This window comes from Arthrobacter sp. UYNi723 (assembly GCF_054057635.1).
Map to the genome: position 1 here is coordinate 35,853 of NZ_JBSRZM010000016.1, position 21,152 is coordinate 57,004.

15 protein-coding genes are annotated in these 21,152 nt (G+C 66.5%); 7 read left to right on the forward strand and 8 right to left on the reverse strand.

Annotated elements, in window-relative coordinates; all coding sequences use genetic code 11:
* Window positions 1-68: 68 nt before the first annotated feature.
* On the reverse strand, window positions 69-1,412 hold the full coding sequence (gene nhaA, locus ACVWY0_RS13450; RefSeq protein WP_485837134.1) for a Na+/H+ antiporter NhaA: 1,344 nt from the start codon (window positions 1,410-1,412) through the stop codon (window positions 69-71).
* A 359-nt stretch (window positions 1,413-1,771) separates the two neighbouring features.
* On the opposite strand from nhaA, the gene ACVWY0_RS13455 reads away from it, so the two are divergent.
* Window positions 1,772-2,593: an alpha/beta fold hydrolase gene (locus ACVWY0_RS13455; protein WP_485837178.1), complete on the forward strand. Its 822-nt coding sequence runs from the start codon at window positions 1,772-1,774 to the stop codon at window positions 2,591-2,593.
* 27 nt (window positions 2,594-2,620) lie between these two features.
* Here ACVWY0_RS13455 and ACVWY0_RS13460 read toward each other — a convergent pair whose 3' ends face one another.
* On the reverse strand, window positions 2,621-4,240 hold the full coding sequence (locus tag ACVWY0_RS13460) for an ABC transporter permease (RefSeq protein WP_485837135.1): 1,620 nt from the start codon (window positions 4,238-4,240) through the stop codon (window positions 2,621-2,623).
* Entirely contained in the window at window positions 4,240-5,154 is a 915-nt protein-coding gene (locus tag ACVWY0_RS13465; protein ID WP_485837136.1) for an ABC transporter ATP-binding protein, read from the reverse strand. Before ACVWY0_RS13465 ends, ACVWY0_RS13460 begins: the two co-directional genes overlap by 1 nt.
* A 361-nt stretch (window positions 5,155-5,515) precedes the next feature.
* On the opposite strand from ACVWY0_RS13465, the gene ACVWY0_RS13470 reads away from it, so the two are divergent.
* The gene (locus tag ACVWY0_RS13470; RefSeq protein ID WP_485837137.1) at window positions 5,516-6,913 is read left to right on the forward strand and encodes an APC family permease; all 1,398 of its coding nucleotides are present in this window, start codon (window positions 5,516-5,518) and stop codon (window positions 6,911-6,913) included.
* 65 nt (window positions 6,914-6,978) lie between these two features.
* Window positions 6,979-8,343, forward strand: coding sequence for a TrkH family potassium uptake protein (locus tag ACVWY0_RS13475; RefSeq protein WP_485837179.1), 1,365 nt, complete (start codon window positions 6,979-6,981; stop codon window positions 8,341-8,343).
* Between the two features lie 508 nt (window positions 8,344-8,851).
* Here the strand turns inward: ACVWY0_RS13475 and ACVWY0_RS13480 are convergent.
* From ACVWY0_RS13480 to ACVWY0_RS13490, 3 genes are all read right to left on the reverse strand, one after another.
* Complete coding sequence (locus ACVWY0_RS13480) at window positions 8,852-10,123, reverse strand: glycosyltransferase (protein ID WP_485837138.1); 1,272 nt, start codon at window positions 10,121-10,123, stop codon at window positions 8,852-8,854.
* A 294-nt stretch (window positions 10,124-10,417) separates the two neighbouring features.
* Complete coding sequence (locus ACVWY0_RS13485; protein ID WP_485837139.1) at window positions 10,418-11,014, reverse strand: dihydrofolate reductase family protein; 597 nt, start codon at window positions 11,012-11,014, stop codon at window positions 10,418-10,420.
* A gap of 20 nt (window positions 11,015-11,034) precedes the next feature.
* Entirely contained in the window at window positions 11,035-13,719 is a 2,685-nt protein-coding gene (locus ACVWY0_RS13490; protein WP_485837140.1) for a PEP/pyruvate-binding domain-containing protein, read from the reverse strand.
* Window positions 13,720-13,859: 140 nt separating this feature from the next.
* Here ACVWY0_RS13490 and ACVWY0_RS13495 point away from each other — a divergent pair, with 140 nt between their 5' ends.
* From ACVWY0_RS13495 to ACVWY0_RS13505, 3 genes are all read left to right on the forward strand, one after another.
* The gene (locus ACVWY0_RS13495; protein WP_156380336.1) at window positions 13,860-14,003 is read left to right on the forward strand and encodes a hypothetical protein; all 144 of its coding nucleotides are present in this window, start codon (window positions 13,860-13,862) and stop codon (window positions 14,001-14,003) included.
* Between the two features lie 691 nt (window positions 14,004-14,694).
* Window positions 14,695-15,516: a hypothetical protein gene (locus tag ACVWY0_RS13500; RefSeq protein WP_485837141.1), complete on the forward strand. Its 822-nt coding sequence runs from the start codon at window positions 14,695-14,697 to the stop codon at window positions 15,514-15,516.
* On the forward strand, window positions 15,513-16,133 hold the full coding sequence (locus tag ACVWY0_RS13505; RefSeq protein ID WP_485837142.1) for an RES family NAD+ phosphorylase: 621 nt from the start codon (window positions 15,513-15,515) through the stop codon (window positions 16,131-16,133). The genes ACVWY0_RS13500 and ACVWY0_RS13505 overlap by 4 nt, the downstream gene beginning before the upstream one ends.
* 29 nt (window positions 16,134-16,162) lie before the next feature.
* On the opposite strand, the gene ACVWY0_RS13510 is transcribed toward ACVWY0_RS13505, so the two are convergent.
* Window positions 16,163-17,743: a serine hydrolase domain-containing protein gene (locus tag ACVWY0_RS13510; RefSeq protein WP_485837143.1), complete on the reverse strand. Its 1,581-nt coding sequence runs from the start codon at window positions 17,741-17,743 to the stop codon at window positions 16,163-16,165.
* Between the two features lie 490 nt (window positions 17,744-18,233).
* On the opposite strand from ACVWY0_RS13510, the gene ACVWY0_RS13515 reads away from it, so the two are divergent.
* The gene (locus tag ACVWY0_RS13515) at window positions 18,234-19,310 is read left to right on the forward strand and encodes a methyltransferase (protein WP_485837144.1); all 1,077 of its coding nucleotides are present in this window, start codon (window positions 18,234-18,236) and stop codon (window positions 19,308-19,310) included.
* A gap of 139 nt (window positions 19,311-19,449) precedes the next feature.
* On the opposite strand, the gene ACVWY0_RS13520 is transcribed toward ACVWY0_RS13515, so the two are convergent.
* Window positions 19,450-21,138: a sensor histidine kinase gene (locus ACVWY0_RS13520; RefSeq protein WP_485837145.1), complete on the reverse strand. Its 1,689-nt coding sequence runs from the start codon at window positions 21,136-21,138 to the stop codon at window positions 19,450-19,452.
* Window positions 21,139-21,152: the final 14 nt, after the last annotated feature.

Consider the following 21,152-nt stretch of genomic DNA (forward strand, 5'->3'; position numbering starts at 1 on the left):
CCATGCCACTAGCCGAGCCTCAGTGGCACGACCCAGGGCATACGGGCGGATGGTTTGCCGCAGTGGAGTCAGGAGGGGCGGTCCTGGTGGTAAACGTCGGGGATGCCATCGTGGTCGGAGTCGATTTCTTCTTCCGCTTCTGCCAGCCGGTATTGCCGGTTTCTGGTGCTGAGTACCGCGGCGGCCAGCAGCGCAGCAATGAGGGATGCGGTGAGGATGCCGACCTTGGCGTGGTCATCATGAATGTTTCCGTGACCGAAGCTCAGTTCAGCCACCAGGAGGGAGACGGTGAATCCGATGCCTGCAAGAACGGAGACTCCGAAGATGTCGACCCATTTAAGGGAATCGTCCAGCCGTGCCCGAGTGGCCTTCGTGAGAATCCAGGTGGTTCCGAGGATGCCGGCGGGTTTGCCCAGGACGAGGGCAAGGATGATGCCGACGGCGACCGGGTCGGTCAGCGCTGATGCCAGGCCGTCCCAGCCTCCGACGGCTACGCCAGCGGAGAAGAACGCGAAGATCGGGACGGCGATACCGGCAGAGATCGGACGGAAGCGGTGCTCGAAGGTTTCCGCCAGGCCAGGGCCGGCTGAGGGGCCGCCGCCGGTCCGTGACCGGATGACGGGGACGGCGAATCCCAGGAGCACGCCGGCGACGGTGGCGTGGATGCCTGAGGCGTGCACGAGTGCCCAGGTGGCGATGCCCAGAGGCAGCAGGATAATCCAGGCGGCCGCCAGCCGGGTTCCGAAGAACCGGCGGTATTTCTGGGCCAGGAAGGTGTAAAGGCCCAGCGGGATCAGTGCCAGCAGCAGCGGCGCGGGCTGGATGTCGGTGGTGTAGAAGATGGCGATGATGCTGATCGCGATCAGGTCATCGACTACCGCCAGAGTCAGCAGGAAGATCCGCAGGGCGCTGGGCAGGTGCGAGCCAATGATCGCCAGAACAGCAACGGCGAAGGCGATGTCGGTGGCGGTGGGGATCGCCCAGCCCCGCAGTGCCTCCGGATCCGAGAGGTTGATCAGGGCGTAGAGCACGGCGGGGACAACAACTCCGCCGACGGCTGCGGCGACGGGCACGATGGATTTACTGATCTGTCGCAGGTCTCCGGCGACGAACTCCCGTTTGAGTTCGAGCCCGACGAGGAAGAAAAAGATCGCCAGGAGGCCATCGGCAGCCCAGGCTCCGAGGCTGAGGTCAAGATGCCAGGGCCCGTAGCCGATCCTGAAGTCCCGAAGGGCAAAATAGCTCTCAGCCCAGGGTGAGTTCGCCCAAAGGAGTGCGATGACGGCTGCGGCGACCAGCAGGGCTCCACCGACGGTTTCTTTCCGCAGGATCGTTCCGATGCGCAATGCCTCGGCGTAGCTGCCGCGTCCAAAGACAGTGGATCCGCGGGGCGGAGTTGACTGAAGGTTCATGAGGGGTCCCGATCGTAGGGTCGACAAATACTGTGCCGACCAGACTTCCCGGCTCACCTTCCTCCAGTCTATGGGCGGGGGCCGCCGAACCCCGGCCGTCACCACAGATATTCAGTAGAATCTTTCCCCCGCGACAGCCCACGCTGCGCAGAGGGGCAGCGTGCCTGCCGACGCCAGCATGCGCATGCGCGAACGCTTCAGCGGCAAACTCGGCGCCGGCCGCCGAACACTTCGTACCGGAATGATGCCCCTTCCACTCATCGTTCTGGGGCTGCTGGGTGGGGTCGGGATGCACACCGTAGGCTTGGACAATGAGCAAGTCCCGAGTGATCCAAACACGCTTGGATCCTGTGGAGGTCATGTACCGGCCGGGGACAAGCCGGCTGTGCTGTTCTTCCACGGGGGGGCATTGCTCTGCGGCCAGTGATTGCGGTTGGAGCCTTTACACGTCAGGAGGGCACGGGGTGCTGGCGTTCTCACGCCCAGGCTACGGGAACACGGATGTGGGACGCCTGAACGCCGCCGAGTTTGTTCCGGCGGTGGCTGAGTGGTGCGAGGAACTGGGCATCGATCAGACCGCAGGGGCGGTTGGCGTTTCCTTCGGCGGCATGCAGGCCCTTCACGCCGCGTGGTCCCTGCCCGAACTGGTGCCCCGGCTGGTCCTGCACAGCTGCGCCGCTTCGACGCGGGCGTATCCAGACGCCCGCCGCGAAGCCCGGTTCGGCTCGTTGGCGTTCTCTGCGGCCCTGCAGGGCTTCACATGGGCGACGGTGGCATGTTTGGTCGAGTCCGATGCCGGGCTACGCCGGATGGTCGGCTCACTATCCAAGACGCCGGTGGACGACTGGTGGCATACCTGGTCCGCAGAGGACAAACGTCGGGCACGGGAGCTGTTCCGGACGATGCGCTCCGGTAGTGGGTTCGTCAACGATCTGCAGCAGGCCCGACCCGATCGTGCTTCATACCGCCGACTGGTCCAAACCCGGACCACCTGTCCGACGTTGGTGACCGCGTCACGCCAGGATGCCGGTGTCGCTTTCGCCCACGCAGAGGACTACGCGGACACTATTCCCGGGGCCACGCTCGTCGAACTGTCAGCGCCCAGCCACCTGTTCTGGCTCGGACCAGCACGGGAAGAAGCCCAAGCAGCCGTCGCTGACTTCATGGCATCCCGTGCCTAACCATCTCCTTTCGCACACGATGGCCCTTTAGGCGCTGAGGTCCCGCCGTTGGATGGAGTAGGCGGCCAGGCCGGCCAGGGCGGCCGCGATGACGGCCATGGCCAGTGCCCCGGTCGGGTCGAAAGGTTCCACAGGCATGGCCGAGGAGTGCCGGAACGGGCTCACGTCCTGTAGCCACGACGGCAGGCCGAACAGCTCCCCGAATTCGCCCAGCACGAGTCCGGCGGCCAGCATCCCCCACCCCAGCGGAATGCTGAGCCGTGGTGCGGCGCCGAAGACCACGGAGGCCGCCGCCAGGAATATCAGGGCCGCGGGGACGTGCGCCAGCGCTGCGGGCACCAAGGAGGCAGCGGATCCGTTGGCGGTGCCCGAGAGTCCCAGGCCGACGGCGGCAGAGACCCCTGCCGTTCCGGAGACGGCGACCGCGGAGACGGCAGCGATGAACAAGTTCGCGCCGAGCCACCGGCTCCGGGATGCCGGCGCGGCCAGAAGGAGCTCGGCTCTTCCTTCGGCCTCTTCTGCGCGCATCCGCAGCACCGCCTGAATGCCTGCAGCCGCCGCGAACACCCCGGCCACGCCAAGCAGGGCGGTGATGAAAACATCGATCAGCCCGGCCTGGCCGCCCGGCAGGAGCCGGGAAATGAGTTCTTTCAACGGCGCGACACTGGACATGGTCTCTGTAACCAGGGGGCCGAGAGCGCCGGCCACGGCACCCAGGGCCGCGGCGCCGACGCACCATCCGGCCAGGGTGGAGCGTTGCAGGCGCCAGGCCAGGCCCACGAACGAAGTCCCCCCGACTCCGGCCCGCTCCCTGCCCGTGCGCTGGGGCAGGAGGCTGGCGCCCACATCCCGCCGTTGCCGGAGCAGTACGGCAGCGGCTGCCAGGCCCAGCGCCGCCGCGAGAAGTACCACCAGCGCGAACAGGTCCGGGCTGGTGAACGGCCGTGACCGCTGGCCCCAGCCGATGGGCGAGACCAGCGACGGCCACGCACTGCTCACGTGCAGCAAGTCCGCCGCCGGAGTCCCCAGCGCGTCCCCGGCACCCCGGAGCAGATATGCAGCTCCGACCAGGCCTGCAGCGGCACCGTTCGCGCTCCTGCCCGAGGGCAGGAGTTGGGCGGCGACCGCGCCGAGACCCACAAAGAAGACACCGACAGCACCGACAGCGGCACCGGCCACCGCTGCGCCGGGAACCGGCAGCCCGGCCGCGACGAAACCGGCGGCAACGAACACGGCCAGAAGCAGGTTCGCGGCCGCGCCCAGCAGAAGCGTCGCCGCCAGGGACGCTGCCCGCGGGAGCGGAACGGAGCCGAGGAGTTCGGCCCGTCCGAGCTCTTCATCGGTGCGGGTGTGCCGGACCACCAGGAAAGTGCTCATCAGTCCTGCCAGGACCGCCGTGAACGCGTAGCCCTGGAAGAACACGACCGCCCCGACGCCGGTGCCGTCGGGCAGTCCGCGGAGGAAAAGAAACGCCGGATTCGATGCTGCCAGGGTCAGGATGGCTGCCTGCGAGGGCTCGTCACCGAATTGCGTGACGACCGCGCTGGAGGTCGCAAAGCCGAGCAGAGCGATGCCCAGGATCCAGACCGGCAGCGTCACCCGGTCCCTGAGCGCCTGGAACAACGCCAGCCGCAGCACGCCGGGCATCACTTCACCTCACTGGCGTTGCGGTCACTGTAGTGGCGCAGGAACAGGGACTCCAGGGAAGGCGGTGCGACAGTGAGTCCGCTGATCCCTGGCTCGGCGATGCCGGCCAGGACGGCACCGAGGTCGGCGGCATCGGCGTCGAACTCGGCGGTGGCGCCGTCGATGCTGATCCCGTGCATGCCGGGCAGAGCAGTGAGCCGTGCCGGATCGGCAAGTCCGGTGACTCGGAAATGCGTGCGCTTCAAGTGCCGGAGTTCACCAAGGGTCCCGGTCTCGACCTCGGCTCCGGAACGGATGATGGTGATCCGGTCACAGAGCTGTTCGACCTCGCTGAGAATGTGGCTTGAGAGTAGGACGGTCGCCCCGTCCCTCCTGACCCGTTCGATTTGGCCGCGAAACACGGCATCCATCACCGGGTCCAGGCCGGCGCTCGGCTCATCCAGCAGATACAGCCTGGCAGGGCGGGCGAACGCGGCGATCAGGGCGACTTTCTGCCGGTTGCCTTTCGAGTAGGTCCGGGCCTTCTTCCGCGGATCGAACTCAAACTCCTCGATGAGCTCACGGCGCAGATTCTCGTCGGCGCCGCCGCGCAGGCCGGTGAGCAGATCGATGACTTCCCCGCCGGAAAGGTTCGGCCACAGGCTCACATCACCCGGGACGTAGGCGATGTCCCGATGGGTGCTGACAGGATCGGCCCAGGGATCTAGGCCGAAGACCCGGGCCGTCCCGGCCGTGGGGCGGATCAGGCCCAGAAGCACCCTCAGGGTGGTGGACTTGCCCGCACCGTTGGGGCCCAGAAATCCGTGGATTTCACCGGCGGCGACGCTCAAGTTCAGGCCGTCCAGTGCCCGCGTCCTGCCGAAATCCTTGACAAGGCCGAGGGTCTCGATGACAGGTTGTGTTGATGTATTCATGAGCCGGCCGCTCCTCAGGTCATCACGCGAACACCCGAGGCGGTCGCCGGGGCGTTCCGCGGGCATTGCCCACGGGCCGACCAGGCTTCCCGGCTCTCCGATCCACAGCATACAAGCACCCGAACGGCCAAGGAAGACCAGCGCTTACCCCTCCGGCCCGGCGGTGTGTGCAAGACGTGCGGTCAGACCCGTCAAGGGGCGAAGCGCCCGGGAAATGGCGGCGTTAAGGATTCGTTAAGACTGCGGCGGGGGCGGCGGTGCGCCGGATTTCCGGTGTTACGCTCCGTGATGTTCTCGGCAGTCCTGCCGGGTCACGCACCGGTAAAAGCAGGCCGGGCCGACGAACGGAAAGGATCATCCGATGCCGGCACCTGAGAGGATGGCCCCAAAGCGCGGACTCGCCGGAGCTCTGCGTTCCCGGACGGCCTTGCTGCTGGCGTTCTCGTTTGCCGTGATGGCCGACCCCGTGTCTTCAGTCGCGTACGCCATTGAAGCAGCTCTCCGGGCGCTGAACGGCGATCTGGCCCTGCTCGTGCCCACGATGGTGCTCGTCGTGGCGATCATCGCCCTGGTGATCCTCAATTACCGGCAACTGGTCATCCGCTACCCGCAGGGCGGCGGAGCGTCGGCAGCAGTCGGTGAAGCCTTCGGGGACCGCTGGTCCTTCATACCGATCGGCGCACTCGTGGTCGATTTCGTCCTCACGATCGCCATCAGCGTCTCGGCCGGGGCGTCAGCGGCGATCGCCTACTTTCCCGCCCTGGCGCCCTGGCGCCTGCCGCTCGCGCTGGCACTCGTCGTCCTCGTCGGCGCCGCGACGTGGTTCGGGCATCTGGGGCGGCTGGTGTTCGCCGCAATGACCGTCGGGTTCATCATCGTCTCCGCCCTCGTCCTGCTCTACGGCCTGGGCGCCACCCCGCAACCGGTGGGGACCATCACCGACACACCAGGACACACCCCGGTCATCGCCGTGGTCCTCGCCTTCCCCGTGGCCATGGCTCTGGCCACAGGCGTGGAAGCCCCGTCTTCGGCGATCGCCCAGCTGGGCCAGCTCGATGATGCCGGCCGGAGCCGCTTCGGGAGGGTCACGCTGTGGCTGACCCTCGCCATCGTCGGATCGATCACCCTGGGCCTGACCCTGGAAGCCGCGCACCTGCAGGTCGGCATCCCGCCCGAGGACAGCACCCAGATCGCTGAGCTGGCCCGGCTCGCGGCCCCCGGCCCGGTCTTTGCCGCCTTCCAGCTCGTTACCGCCCTGCTGCTTCTCTCGGCCGCCAGCTCCTCGTTCCAGGCAGGACCGGGCCTGCTCAAGGCCCTCGCCCGCCACACGAACCGGCAGGGCGATACGGTCGGCATTCTTCCTCCCGCGCTGGGACGCACAAACACCCACCACACGCCCTACTGGGGGGTGGTGCTGTTCATCGCTCTGGCATGCGCTGTCACCGCCGCGGCCGGCGGCATCGACCAGGAACTTGTGCTCTTCTACGCTGTGTCGGTTTTCCTGAGCTTCCTGGCCGGTCTGCTTTCCATGGCCCTTTTCTCCCACCGTGAGGGCCGCCGCGGCTACCTCATCATGAATATCGCGGGCGCCGCGGTGGTGGGGTTCACCCTCATCGCCAACCTCTCCCGGGGCCTGCCGATAATCAGTCTGGCCGCGGCCCTGATCATCGCGGCCGTCCTGTACGGGGCGTGGGTCCGGGCCGGGCGGCCGCGGGGTATCCGCAACGTCGCAGCAGAAGCCGAGGAGATGTCCAAGTGAAGGCCGACGGAAGAGAAAAAGGTCTGAAGATCCGCAATACCGCGCCCTTGAATGCCGGCCGGCGAATGCAGTTGCGGATCAGAGCCCAAGGCGACAGCATCGGACGAGGGCTGCTGCATCCCGTCCGTTCGGTGCCCCTGGCGTTCCTCGCCGTGATTCTCCTGGGCTCCGGACTCCTGATGCTGCCTGTCGCGCGTACGGCTGCAGAGGCAGACCCCGTACTTCCGGCCCTGTTCACAGCCGTCTCGGCTGTGTGCGTCACAGGCCTGATCACTGTCGACACCCCAACGTTCTGGACGCCTTTCGGACACGCCGTGATTCTCGGGCTGATTCAAGTCGGCGGATTCGGTATCATGACCTTGGCTACCTTGTTGGCGCTGCTCGTGCGCAAAAGCATCGGGCTCCGGGGCCAGCTGGTCGCCCAGTCCGAAACGCACACCCTAAACTTCGGCGATGTCCGCTCCGTCCTTTTCCGGGTCGCCCGGATCATGGTTGTTTTCGAAGCCGTCACGGCCGCCGTTCTCACGCTCCGCTTCTGGTTTGCCTACGACGACAATCCGGGCACAGCCCTCTGGCACGGGACGTTTCACGCTGTTTCAGCGTTCAACAACGCCGGTTTCGCGCTCTACAGCGACAGCCTGATCAGCTTCGCCGACGACCCTTGGATCATCATCCCGGTCTGCCTGGCGGTGATCGCCGGAGGGCTCGGATTCCCCGTGCTCATCGCCCTGCTCAAGGGCGGTGTCAGGATGAAAGACTGGAGCGTTCACCTTCGTCTGACCGTCTACGGCACCCTGCTCCTCCTGGCCGTCGGGGGTGTGCTCTTCGGCGCCTTTGAATGGAACCGGGACGAGACCCTCGGTCCCATGTCGTTGGCCGGGAAACTCCTGGCAACCCTGGCCGGGAGTGTCTTCCCGCGCACCGCGGGCTTCAACAGCATCGATTACGCCTCAGCCGCCCCTGAGACCCTCATGATCACCAATATCCTGATGTTTATCGGCGGTGGCAGCGCAGGCACCGCCGGCGGCATCAAGATCACCACGTTCCTGGTTCTGGGGTTCGCCATCTGGAATGAGATCCGGGGCCGCGACCAGGTCACCATCGCCCACCGCTCCATCAGCTCCTCCGTCCAACGCCAGGCCCTCTCCGTCGCACTCCTTGGAGTCGCCGCCGTGGTCAGCGGCACGCTGCTGCTCCTCATGTTCACGGACTACAGCCTCGAGAAAGTCCTCTTCGAATCAATTTCCGCGTTCGCTACCGTGGGCGTAAGCACCGGAATCACCTACGACCTGCCCGCCAACGCCCAATGGGTACTCATGGCTCTCATGTTCACGGGTCGCATCGGCACCATCGCCGTCGCGTCCGCCCTCGCCCTGTCCTCCCGCCCACGGCTCTACCAGCTCCCGGAAGAACGGCCCATCATCGGCTAGCCCCAGTGCCCACGAAGGCGGCAGGCGCGCCTCAAAGGTCCTCGCGGGGAGTCCAGACACAATAGGGCGCCTACGTGCTCGCGCCGACGGGTTGGGTGCGGCAGTAGTGGATTCCGATTGCGATAAGCCAGCTGTACGCGGCGAGGAGCGATAGTTGCTCAAGGATCCCGGCCGGTGCGAGCCGCCAGATCTCGAGTGCGTCCAAGCGGTAAGCGATCTCGGCCGCAAACGCGAAAACGATGATAAGCGTGCCGGTGACGAGCGAGAAGTTCGCCAGCGCTCGAGCATCAGAACAAGCTGTACACCTGGCGGGTAGCTCCAGCAACTCCGAGAATGATGGGCAACGTCGCTCCCGCGATGATGCCGCACGCGAGCAACGACCGCGTGAGGGCGATATGGGGGGCATGGTGGTCTCCTTTTCGACGAGGATCCATCCCTGTTACGAAAAGGCTAACCTGCGCGCGTCCTCGGGCCCCGCATAATGGGCCACCTGCAAAAGCCCCTCCGCTCATGGCACCGCAATGCGCTCCAGCGCGGTCACTGCTGCGGATACTCCGTCCTCGGCGCGTACACGGTGGCCCAACTCTTCGGCGGCACGCGCCATATCGGGATCCGTGGCGGCGGTGGTGATGGAGGCGGCGAGGCCGCCGGCCGTGAGGTGCCGCTGGGGCTGTGGTGCGGGAGCGACACCGTGGTGGTGTGCCAGCCGAGCCCAGAACGGCTGGTCGGCGACGAACGGGCACACCACTTGCGGGCGCCCGGAGGCGAATGCGGCGCCAGCTGTGCCTGCACCCCCATGGTGCACCACAGCAGCCACGCGGGGGAACAACCGCAGGTAATCCACATCCTCCACAGCAAGAACGCCGTCACCTTGTATGCTGCCGTCCAGTCCGCCCCATCCCGCACCGATCACCAGGCGTGTCTTTGCGCGGCGTGCGGCTTCCAGGACCAGGGCGGTGCTGCGCGCGGGGTCACTGCCGGACATTGACCCGAATCCGACGAACACCGGCGGGTCGCCGGCGGCGAGGAAGTCCTCGACGCGCGGCGGCAGCGCCTCGTCCGAGGGCGGGAGAACCCAGTAGCCGGTGGTGTGCACCGAGTCCGGCCAGTCCGCTGGCGGGGGCAGCACCGAGGGACTGAACGCGTGCAGCACCGGAGCCTGTCCGTTGTCCGGCCGGCGCAGCGGGTCGTGCCGGCCGCGGCGGCGCGGAAGGCCGAGGGTGTCTTCGCGCCACCTGTCGACGACCCGGCCGAATATCGCCGCCGGGGCCTTCATCCCCAGGAACGTGGCCCGATTGGCCACCGCAGGCAGCCAGGACGGCATGCCCACGCCCGGCCACGGAAACTCCTTGGTCGGCACGTACATCGGTATCGGCAGAGCCAGCACCGCAGGGATACCCAGCTTCTCGGCCACGTGCTGCCCGGCGATGATCTGGCCGTTGTGCACCACAATGTCCGCACCGGCACCCGCGCCGTGTGAAGCGACGGCCCAGCAGTCGACCAACAGTTGGGTGAACATGGCCGGCATGGTCCGTGCCTGCCGTAGCCGGGCACGCACACCGCCCTCGATCACCGCACCTGCAACTGCCGGGTCATCCATCAACCGCATCGGGCCGTCGTCCACGCCCGCGAACGGCACCCCGTGACCAGCGGCGAACCCGGCGAACCGTTGCGGCGCGGTGAGCACCACCTCGTGCCCGGCAGCGAGTAATCCCCGTGCCAGGGCTATGAACGGCTCGACATCACCGCGCGTCCCCAGTGTCATGATCAATACCTTCATCGGTAAGTCTCCTGTCAGGTGAGGTCGCGACGGTGAACGCCACACTCCGCGAGGAGCGCGGCAGCGCCCCTGCCAAGGGTGACGGGAACCACATTGGGCTTGAGCCGAGCTTAGCGCGCAAAAAGACCATGCTCAGGCACCCGTCTCGGACACCTGTTCACCAGGCGTTTCCGCAGGTCAGAGCCATATGGCCGCCCTGGAGCCAACGGGAGTTTATGTTCGATTCAGTCAGTGTAGCGGGAAGGGGCGACAAAAGACCTTACGCGTGCGTCTGATGCACTGAGCGTCAGCCTTTCAGCGGATGACGCGGTAGCGCACGTGGGTGACGAGGCTAGTACCGCTCACTTCCGTCGGCTCGAGCTTGAGGTTCGCGACGCCGTCGAGCAGCCGTTCGCCGGCTCCCAGGATGATGGGCGCGGTGTGTAGCCGCAGCTCGTCGATCAGCCCCGCCGAGAGGTATTGCTGGACGGTCTGCGCCCCTCCGGCAATGGCCACGTCCTTGCTGCGGGCGGCCTCCCGCGCCTGGGCAAGTGCCGATGCGATGCCGTCGGTCACGAAGTTGAACGTGGTGCCGCCCTGCATCTCCAGGGGCGCGCGTGGATGATGGGTGAGCACGAACACCGGTGCGTGATAGGGCGGTTCCTCACCCCACCACCCCCGCCAGTCCTCATCCCACGCCCCGGGTCCGGGTCCCGCAAACATGTTCCGTCCCATGATGTAGGCGCCGGCCGCGAGGATGCCTTCGATCGCTGCCGCGTTGGCCTCGGGTTCCTCGAACATCCACCGGTGCAGGAGCTCGCCGTTCTCGCCCAGGGGATCCGTCGGGCTTTGGTTCGGGCCGGCGAGGAATCCGTCGAGGGAGATGGTCAGGTCGCTCGTGACTCGGCTCATGCGCCCATCATGCCACCGGGTCACGGCCCCTGTGTAGGGCTTGGCTGCTCGATCGTGACGGTGCCGGCGTCGCCATCCACGCGGATCTGCTGGCCGCTGGTCAGCCGCTGGGTGGCCACGCCCGTGCCGAGCACGGCCGGGATGCCGTACTCCCGGGCCACGATGGAGCTGTGGCTCAACGGTCCGCCGACGTCGGTCACCACGGCGGAGGCCATCGCGAACAGCGAGGTCCAGGCGGGCGTGGTGATGCGGGCCACGAGGACCTCTCCTGGCTCCATCAGGGCGAAGTCCTGGGGCCCCCGCAGGACGCGGGCCGGGGCGGTGACCCGGCCCGCACTCGCGCCGGTGCCCTTGATGATGTCGCCGGTTTGGTGCTGCGAGCCTGCGGGCATCATGGACCCGAAGGCCTTTTCCATCCACCGGCTCTCCGGCAGCAGTTGCGGGGCAGCGGCCTTTGCCTGGCCCCGCCACAGCATCTTGCGCTCCTCGACGGCGGCGGCGCGGACGGGCCGGTCCGCTCCGGCAATTGCCACCGCCGGGGTTCCCGGCGCGGCCAGCCCGAACTCGACGGCGCTGCGCAGCTCCTGGTGCCGCAGCCAGAACACGTCGGCGGGCTCGGCGATGACAGCGGAGTCCACCAGCCGCTGTCCGAGTTCCAGCAGCATTCGCCGGAGCAGCGGCCAGGCCAGTCCGACGTCGGCCAGGGCATCCTCGCGGATCGGCGCGGTGTTCTGTGCCCACCGGAGCAAACGGAGGAACGCGGCCCGGCGGCGCGGCCCGAGCCGGGTGCTGATCCGGCGTGTTTCGTCCTCCCGGCGTTCGGCCGAGTGCCGCTGCCGCTCATGGGGGTCAGCGCCCTGCCCGCGCAGGTAGAACTTGACCGTGTCCAGCAGCGCTGACGGATCGTCGGCCGGCACCGGGCTGGCGAAGTCCAGGTTGTAGACCGCATGGCCGAACCGGCCGAGGTGGTCCTGGAAGCGAAGACGCCACAACTGCCACAACGACTCACTGAACCCGGCAGGCGGGAATCCCGTGCGCTGGGACTCGGCCAACGCCGTCGTCGGTTCATGGAGGATCGCCGAAGCCAATCCCGGAACGCCGCGGGCCCAGGCTGCGAGATCATACAGCGACTTCTCCGCCCGGATGGGTTCGCTGTCGAAGCCGAGGATGAACGTCAGGGCGTGGGGATCCCCCTCGCGCAGGATGAACTTGTCGTAGTACGCCCGGAACGAGAGTTCGCTGCTTGCGGCGAGCGCAATGACTGACTGCACGGCTGTGTAGTACACGGTGCCGGCATCCAGCAGCGCCTGCACACCCTCGAGCAGTTCCGCACCGGAGAGCTCCGCGGCGGGCTTCGCCTGCCAGACTTTGATCACCCGTTCGTAGCGGGGATGCGAAAATTCGCGCCAGCCGGCCACACCCATGTGCGCCTGGCCGCGGGCCAGCGCGCGTACCGCCGTCAGCGCCTTGCCCATCACCCGCCACATTCCCGAGGTGCGGTAGTAGTAATAGGCGTAGCCGTTGATGGTGGGCAGTCGCACGTCGTCCTCGCGGATGACGTTCGTGCCCACGGCCTCGTTCATCAGGGATCTCAGCGAGCGGGACACCGAGCCATCAATGAGGTCGGCAAACAGCGGCGAGAGCGGGTCGGGCAGCTGTTCCACGATGCTCGCCCGGAAGTAGAGCCCCTTCGGATAGGGCACGGGCCAGATGTCCGGGGTGTCGGCCGACGGTTCGGGCAGCGCGGTGATGGGCCTAGACTGCAGGATGAAGAACCCGTCGCCGGTCCGCGCCCACTCGATGTCCTGCGGGGCGCCGAAATGATCGGCGATCCGGGTTCCATAGCCGGCCAGCTCGGCTGCGGCACGGTCGTCTAGTACGGGCGCACGAGGGCGGTCCGCCGGCACCGGCTGCTCCCGGGTGCCGTGCTCGGCATAGACAGTCATAACCGCCTTGTCAGCGGTGCGTCGCGACAGCACGGCGCCCGTCCCGGCGTCGACAACTACGTCATCCGTGGTGACCGTCCCGCTGACCACGGACTCGCCTAGGCCCCACGCGGCACTGATGGCGATCTGGTCGCGGCGCCCGTTGGCCGGGTTGGCGGTGAACATCACTCCGGCGGCCTCGGCCTCGACCATCCGCTGGACCACCACGGCGATGCGCACCGAGTCCGGTCCGATGCCTTCACGGTTCCGGTAGGCCATGGCACGCGCCGTCCACAGGGAAGCCCAGCAATCGATCACGGACGCGGACAGCGCCTCGGCCCCGCGGACGTTCAGGTAGGTTTCCTGTTGCCCGGCGAAGCTGGCCTCCGCGAGGTCCTCGGCCGTGGCGGAGGAGCGCACCGCAACGGCCACATCCCCGCCGTCGAGACGCCCGTCGAGACGCCCGTAGGCAGCGCCGAGTTCTGCTGCGATGTCGGCCGGCATCGTGCCGCTTCTGAAGAGGGATTGGATCCGCTCCGAGGAGTCCGAGGAGTCCGCGTAGTCCTGGGGCGTGGCCTGCGGCGGCAGGGTTGCCAGTTCCTGGATGCCGGCCTCGAGGTGATTGGCTTCCACAAAATGCGAATAGGCTACGATGTTCAGCACAAACCCCGGGGGGACCGGCAGCCCAGCCTGGATGAGGCCGCCCAGTCCCACGGCCTTGCCGCCGGCCACGGCGATGTCGCCTGCGCGCACATCGGCCAAACTGTTGACGTAGGTCATGACCGCGCGTCCTTACTGCCCGGTTTTGGGCGCCTGCAGCGAACCTGATTCTCCACATACTGGCACTGCCGCAGACAAGAGGCCATAGCTCACGCGTGTCTTAGGATTCACTCCCGCCGTGGCGCACATAAGCTCGATACATGGGCAAAAACCAGCACAGCGAGTTGGAAGGGCAGACCTCCATCAACGAGCTGCTCGACAAGCCCATCGGCGACACCCACATCCAGCTGGTGCTGCCCATCCATGTCCAGCTCCGGCCAGGAGAATTCCGCCGCGTGTCCTGAAGCGGTGGAGTTTCGGTGGTTGAGCCTGTTGCCGGTGGTTGAGCCTGTCGAAACCTTGCCGGTGGTTGAGCCTGTCGAAACCGCGGCTTCGACAGGCTCAACCACCAGGTCTTAATGGCGGACCTTCCTGACTTTCAGACTGCGTCGTCTCGCCGGAGTTCCCGTGTTCTGGTCCGCGATCCTGCGGAGGCGGCGCCAGCGCATGCCGGTCCGGGGGTGAGCCTGGTCCGTCGGATGCGTTGGATGTATCGGCCTCGATGCACTCCTTCGGCGCCGAGAGCGGAGAATGACGACTAGCGTTACGCCCAGCCAGGCGAACGCTGCCCCGATGACGAGGAAAACCGCCGGGATCGTGTCCATGATTAAGTTTAGATCCCAATCCGTAAGCGCACTTACTAATTCCGCCGCTTGCGGCTACCGTCAGCTCCCGGCTGGCCCTAAGCCAGCCGGACGGAAGGGCGGGGCGTTCGTGCGGGTCCTTGGGCGCGCCGGTAGATGAAGTATTCGGCCACCGCCAGGTTGAGGACCCATGATGCACCTATCAGTAGAGCCCGGCGGCGCGTGGACTGGGGGCCGACCGTCGCCTCCGGAAAACCAGGGAGGGCTACCCTCTTTGACATGCGCCGACTACTACCTTCTGACGATTCAGACAAGTATGCTAGATGTCAGAACCGTCAGGAAGTGAACCAAAATGCCACAGAAAAAACGGCACGGAGCGTTGGCTGATTCGGCCACCGCGAAGGCCGTGGTCTACGGCCGCCGTAAGTTTGCCGTTGGACCGAAGGAGCTCGGCGTCTTCAAGTACGGCACGGAACGTAAGAACGTGCTGGGTGACGTCGAACTGGCCGCTGCGAAAATCATCGGGACCACACCCACAGGCTCCCGCGTGGGGATCCCGGTGAAGATCTCCGTAAAGGACGGCGAGATTGTAGAGGTCATCCTGGGAGGGTTGCCATTTCGCGCGCGAAAAAGGCGCCGCACGCGTCCTGACCCGCGGCAGGTGGAGGGCGTGCCCACGGAGCGTGTACTGGTCGACACCGCAGTCAATATGGAACGCAGTATCAAGGCTCTCGGGTCTGCGCTGGAGGAAGTGGAAACCCCGGCTTCACCCCAGCTTGCCCGCAGTATCCAGGCCACGGAAAACCTGTGGCGGGCGATGGAGAGGGAGTTCAAACTCCTTACGGCCACTGAAGTTTCTGCGGCGGTGGGTTCGAAGTCGCCGAACCGCAGTTATGCGTCCGAACAGCACACGGCCGGCAAGCTGCTGGCGGTCAGGCGCGCCGGCGCCTACCGTTACCCGGGCTTCCAGATTGACCGTCAGGAACACAAGATTCGGCCCGTAATGGCGGACCTGCTCAGCGTTGCCAAGGAAGCCGGGCGTTCGGAGTCGAGCCTGGCGTTGTGGATGCTTATCCGCACCGGATACCTGGACGGGGCCCGCCCCGTTGACCAGCTGGCCAACCCCAATATGGTGGTGGAGGCAGCCCGGCACGCCTTCAACGTTCAGTGGTGAGATATGTCCCGCCGAAGCCGTTCGAGCCGCAGGAGTACGTGCTCCCGGCCGGCAGTCACCTGTTCCGCGTCTTCAGCAACTCCAGGACCGTCGACAAATTCAACCCGGGTGGAGGGGATCCCAGTAGGTTTGCGTTTTTCGGGGACCTAAAGGTACCCGTGCTGTATGCGGCCGACACCGAAGAAGCCGCCGTCTGCGAGTCGATCCTGCACGACGTCCCGCCGGGGCCTGGGCAGATTCTTTCCGACAGCTTCCAAGACAAAGTCTGCGCGCCGCTCACGCCGACTAGGGACCTGCGTCTGGCGTCGCTGATGGGCGATGGACTGCGCGTGCTCGGAACTGAGGCCAAGCACGTCACCGGGACGATGTCCACCCAGTATCACCGCACCGTGCGCTGGGCAGAGGCCGCCCACGCGGCCGGGTTCGATGGATTGGTGTGGGTCAGCAACAAGCGCAATACAGACCGGACCTACGTGTTTTTCGGGGACGGCGTACTGCCCGGGGACCTCAAGGCGCGTAAGGGGCCTGGCAGGATATTCGCTGCCGGCACCGGGTTCGACTGGCTGGTCGACTACCTCGCCGGACTTGGTATCGACGTCATCATCACAGGGCACTGACGGTCCACGCTGCCGCATCGCGGACCACCTTAAGCCGTTTCTTGCTGGCCGGCCCGCATCCCGGAAAGAAGCCAGACCGTCCGCGGAATTGGCCAGAGGATGGCAAGTGCGAGCACCGGCACCAGAGAGATCCCGACGTCGGGAAATTGACGGATTATCACAAACAGGTGGGTGTCGAACCGGGCCGGGGCGTAGCTGAGGCACAGCCACAAGGCGAAACCGTCGAGCGCGAGAGCAACAACTCCCCACGCCAGAGGCACCCAGCGCTTCGGAGACGCGGCACGCCGCCGGAGCAGGAACCGCAGCGCGAGCCACAGGCTCACCAGCTCCGCGAGCAGCAGCACCAGGGCCACCGCCCAGCTGTAGCGCTGCAGCCAGTCCTCGAAGACAACCGCCGGCACGGGCGAGTGCCCGTGGAGGATCCGCAGGACGTTGGTGTCGATGGCCTTCAGCCGTGACGGGGCAGCGGTGTCGTTGCCGTTGATGACCAGGGCGACGCCGAGGCCGGAATTCGGAACCATGGCCAGGTAGGTGTGGCTGTTGCCCCATTCGCCCTGATGTTCCAGGAGCAGCGGCAAGTCCGCTTCCGGGACGGGAAGTGCTGCGGGATCGGCGGACTCCACCAGCGGCCGGGTGAACCAGCCCGTGGCGTACCCCTTGGACCCGTCCACCTGCACACCCGGCTCGAACATCGCCGCCACGCTCTCGGGCTGAAGGATTTGGGCATCGCCGTACCGTCCGCCGTCGAGCAATGCAATCAGCTGATGGCCCAGGTCCTCAGCCGACGAGTACAGGGTGGACGACGGCATGCCGGTGGTGGGTGCGGGCACGTCGGTCTGGCGCCAGAAGGAGCCGAACCACAGCGAGTAGCCGGCGGCCGCATTGTCCGCGCGCGCGGCAGCCTGCGTGGGGTGGCTGTGGGCCATCTCCAGCGGCCCGAAGACGTGCTGCTCCAGGTACTCGCCGAAGGGCTGGCCGGAGACTGTCTGCACCAGGAGGCCCAGGATGTTGAAGTTGGCGCTGGCGTAGTGGAAGGCCTCGCCCGGTTCGCCGGCGAGCGGGGCACCTGAGAGGGCGCGGACCCCTTCTTCGAGAGCCTCCGGGCCCTGCGCGTCGGAGGCTTCAAAGGCCGTGTCCCTGGATGACATGCCGCTGGCCTGGTGGAGCAGGTGGCGGACTGTGATGGCTTGCGAGCGGCTGTCGTTCAGCCTGAACCAAGGCAGGTAGGTCTGCACCGGCTCATCCAACCGCAGCCGGCCGGCCTCCACCTGCTGCATCACGGCGATGGCCGTGAGGGACTTGCTGGTGGACGCCAGCAGGACCGGCGTCTGGGCGGTCATCGGCCGCCCAGTGTCGTCGGCGCGGCCGAATGCGGCGGAGTGCACCTGGACGCCGTCCCGGACGACGGCGATGGCGGCGCCCGGAATCCCGAGGGTGTCCAGTTGCTCCCGGAGGAAGGTGTCCAGCGCGTCGTAGGTCTGCCCGGGACTCGCGGGTCCTGGGGGCTGTGAGTCAGTAGGGTCCCGCGCCGGGGTAGTGGCACCGCCGAGGATCCCCACGGTCAGCACGCACAACAGGAGACAGCGCACTGACCAGGAAATAGCTCGCATGCCCGCACCTGCACTTCGGCTGACCGTCCCTTCACGGTATGGCCTGGCCGGGTGGAAAACAATGCAACGCTCCCAAAGTAGGGGGAGTACGACGGCGTCGCCCGGGTTGGGCGCCGACGGTCGCCTCACTGTTGAAGACCTCAACCCAACCTCTGGCCGGGGTTTCGTCCTCCCCAGGGGTCGGGCGGCGGGTGGCGACCATGGCCACACCTGTATCCTGACAATGCAGGTTGAATGGCTTCAGCGGCCATCAACCAAGCTCGGTTCGCGGCCGGATGACGGTCCGGAATCTTGGGCCGTAGCCTTGGACGTCGTGGAATCACCGCCGCAATCGTCAGTCTCCTATCGGCCCCCCGGACTCTTGGAATGGATCTTTATCACTACCGACATGCCAGCTCCCGTGGGAATTCCGACGTCAGTCCTCAAGCCCTCGCGCAGAGCTGCGATGGATGAGTGTGCCCTCGTGACCTGGGCTGAGGCTGGTGACAGCATGACCGCGCGATGGCGTTCGGCGAACGGCAGGCCGGCGCCGACGCGCGTCGAAGTGGTCACCGACTCTCTCACGGCCGATGAGGCGAACCGGATGGCGTCACAGGGGATCGCGATGCTTTGGCGCGGTGACTTCCACAACGCACGGCAGATCCTCAACGCCATGGACCGGCGGGCAAGCGCCGGAAAGAAAAAGATCGCAGGAACTCCGGCCGATGGGTTCTATCGGCATCGCCAGTCCCGCTCGCATCGTGCACGCATTCTCGGACTGCTGCTGATTCCTCTTGATCCGGGCCCGGTGGTGCCGCTGCGCCGCGCACCGGATATCCGGGAGGCCGCCGCTGAAGCGTACGGCGATATCGGAGAACCTTCCGTTGTGTCCCTGCATGAGCTTGTCGGGGCAATTGGCGCCCACGAGTGGCGACGGAATGGCGTCTACGTCGATGCCCTGCAGGGCCGCATCCACCCGCACTATGGCACGTTCTTCCCCACCCGGAGTGAGTATGTGGATCTCGTGGCCGCCGCGCCGCTGCCCTCCGACACGCTGGCGTTCGACGTCGGAACCGGCACCGGGGTGCTCGCTGCCGTCCTCGCGCGCCGTGGCGTCCACCGTGTGGTAGCGACGGACAATGAACCGCGTGCCATCGCCTGCGCCGGTGAGAATTTCCGGAACCTCGGTGTCCAGGACCGTGCTGAGGCCGTCCTGACCGACATGTTCCCGCCCGGACGGGCGCCGCTCGTTGTGTGCAACCCGCCCTGGATTCCGGCCACGCCGCATTCGACCCTGGACAGTGCCGTCTACGACCCCGGGAGCAGGATGCTGTTCCGCTTCCTGAACGAACTCTCCGACCATCTGGAGCCCGGCGGTGAGGGCTGGCTTGTCCTCTCCGACCTGGCCGAGCACCTTGGCCTGCGGTCGCGTGACGATCTGCTGGCCGCCATCAACGCGGCTGGGCTGAAAGTGATGGAACGGCTCGACACCAAGCCAACGCATCCGAAGGCATCCGACCGCGACGATCCTCTGTTCGAGGCGCGCACGGCCGAGGTCACGTCCCTGTGGCGGCTTGTTCCCCGGTAGTCACAAGCTTCACCGCACGCGCGCCAGCCACCGGACTGGTGCTCGGCGCCGTCGCGTTCGGCGTGACGCTGCTGTGGCGGGAGCGGAAGTAGGTTTCCGGCTGACCCGGATCGCGCTCTGCGAGGCTGGGTTAGCTGGCCTATGACATGGCCGGCACTTCGCCGGCATCCAAGGAGCCGCCGTCTGCCTCCGGCAGTGTCAGGGTGACGGTGGTCCCCCGTCCGGGGCTGCTGGCCAGGGCGATCGTCCCGCCATGGTTTTCGATGATGGTTTTGGTGATCGGCAGTCCCAGGCCCGCACCGGGAATGGCGGAGGCGTGTGCGCGTGCGGCGCGGAAGAATCGGGTGAAGGCCTGGGCCTGTTCTTCCTGGGTCATCCCGATGCCGGTATCGGCGACCTCGCATCTGATGTTGTCCCCGTCCCGGCGGGCTCGGACCGTGACGGCCCCGCCGTCGGGGCTGTATTTGATCGCGTTGGAGAGCAGGTTATCGATGACCTGGCCGATGCGGGCCGGATCGAACCGGCCGGTCACGGGCCCGGACGGTTCAAGGTGCAGGCTGATGCCCGCGGCACTGGCGCGCGGAGTGGCGGATTCGATGCTGTGGCGGATCACTTTGGTCAGGTCTGCTGGCCGGGAGTTGATGACCAGGGTATCCGAGGCGACTGAGAGCAGGTCGGTCACCAGATGCAGCAGCCGTTCGGCGTTGCGTTTGGCCACGGCCAGGTACTGGGCCAGGTCGGCGGGAAGGTCGGGGTGTTCGTCCTGGGCCAGGCCGAGGTAGCCCAGGATCGAGGTCAGGGGAGTCCTCAGCTCATGCGAGACACTGGCGACGAACTGGTCCTTGGCTGCAAGGGCTGTGACCAGCGCCGTCACGTCGGTAAAAGCCAGCACGGCGCCGGAACTCCGGCCGGTGCCGTCCTTGATCAGCCGAGACGTTGCGGAGAAGGCGCGTTGACCGGTGCCGGTGCCGATCCAGATCAATTCGTCGGTGAACGCCTCGCCCCTGGCCGCTCGGCGCAGCGGGTGCCGGGCCGGCGGCAGCGGGCTGCTCCGGTCAACGCCGAACACCGGCACCTCCTCACTCCCGGGCGCCGGCGCGTTTTCGCTGAGGGTACCGGTGAGGTAGTGGCTTTGCTGCTTGTTCGTGAGAATTTTCCGGCCCTGTTCATCGACCGCGCACACGCCCACACTGACGGTATCCAAGATGGTGCCCAGCAACCGCTCGCGCTGTTCGCTTGCCGCGAGCAGTTCCTGCAGTTCCTTGTCCTGGTTTTCCAGCTGCAGCCGCTGACGCAGGACAGCGTTGGAGACCACATGCGCGGTGAGGGAGATCGCCCCGAGGATGACCGGGAGGAGTACGATCCGGATGAACGACGGCCCTGTGAAGCCCATTCCAAGGATCAGCGGCGGAAGGACCGCACTGAGAATCGTGGCCGATACCGCCATCACAACCCCGCTACGGTGGCGGCCGAGGGATAGCCAGACGACGGGAAAAACCAGCAGGAAACCCAGCACAGTGAGGTATTGATCCGCCGCTGCGCGGGAGAACCCGATGGCTAGGCAGTCCAGGACCGGAATGACTACCCAGGCGCGGGTCGGCAGCCGCCCCCACGGCACCAGCGCGCACGCGGCCAGAAGGACCAGATGGGCGCCCAGACTGTACAGGAACGGGCCGGGCTGCAGGAGTCCGGGGCGAAATGCCTCTGCCAGGAAAACGACGAGCAGCATCGTCACCGACAGCGGCGACTGGAATATCACCATCCGACCCCTAAGGTTCAGGTTCCGGAAGTAATTATCGAGCGAAAGGAGCGGCATCGCGTTACCCATTCGTGCTTCCTTTC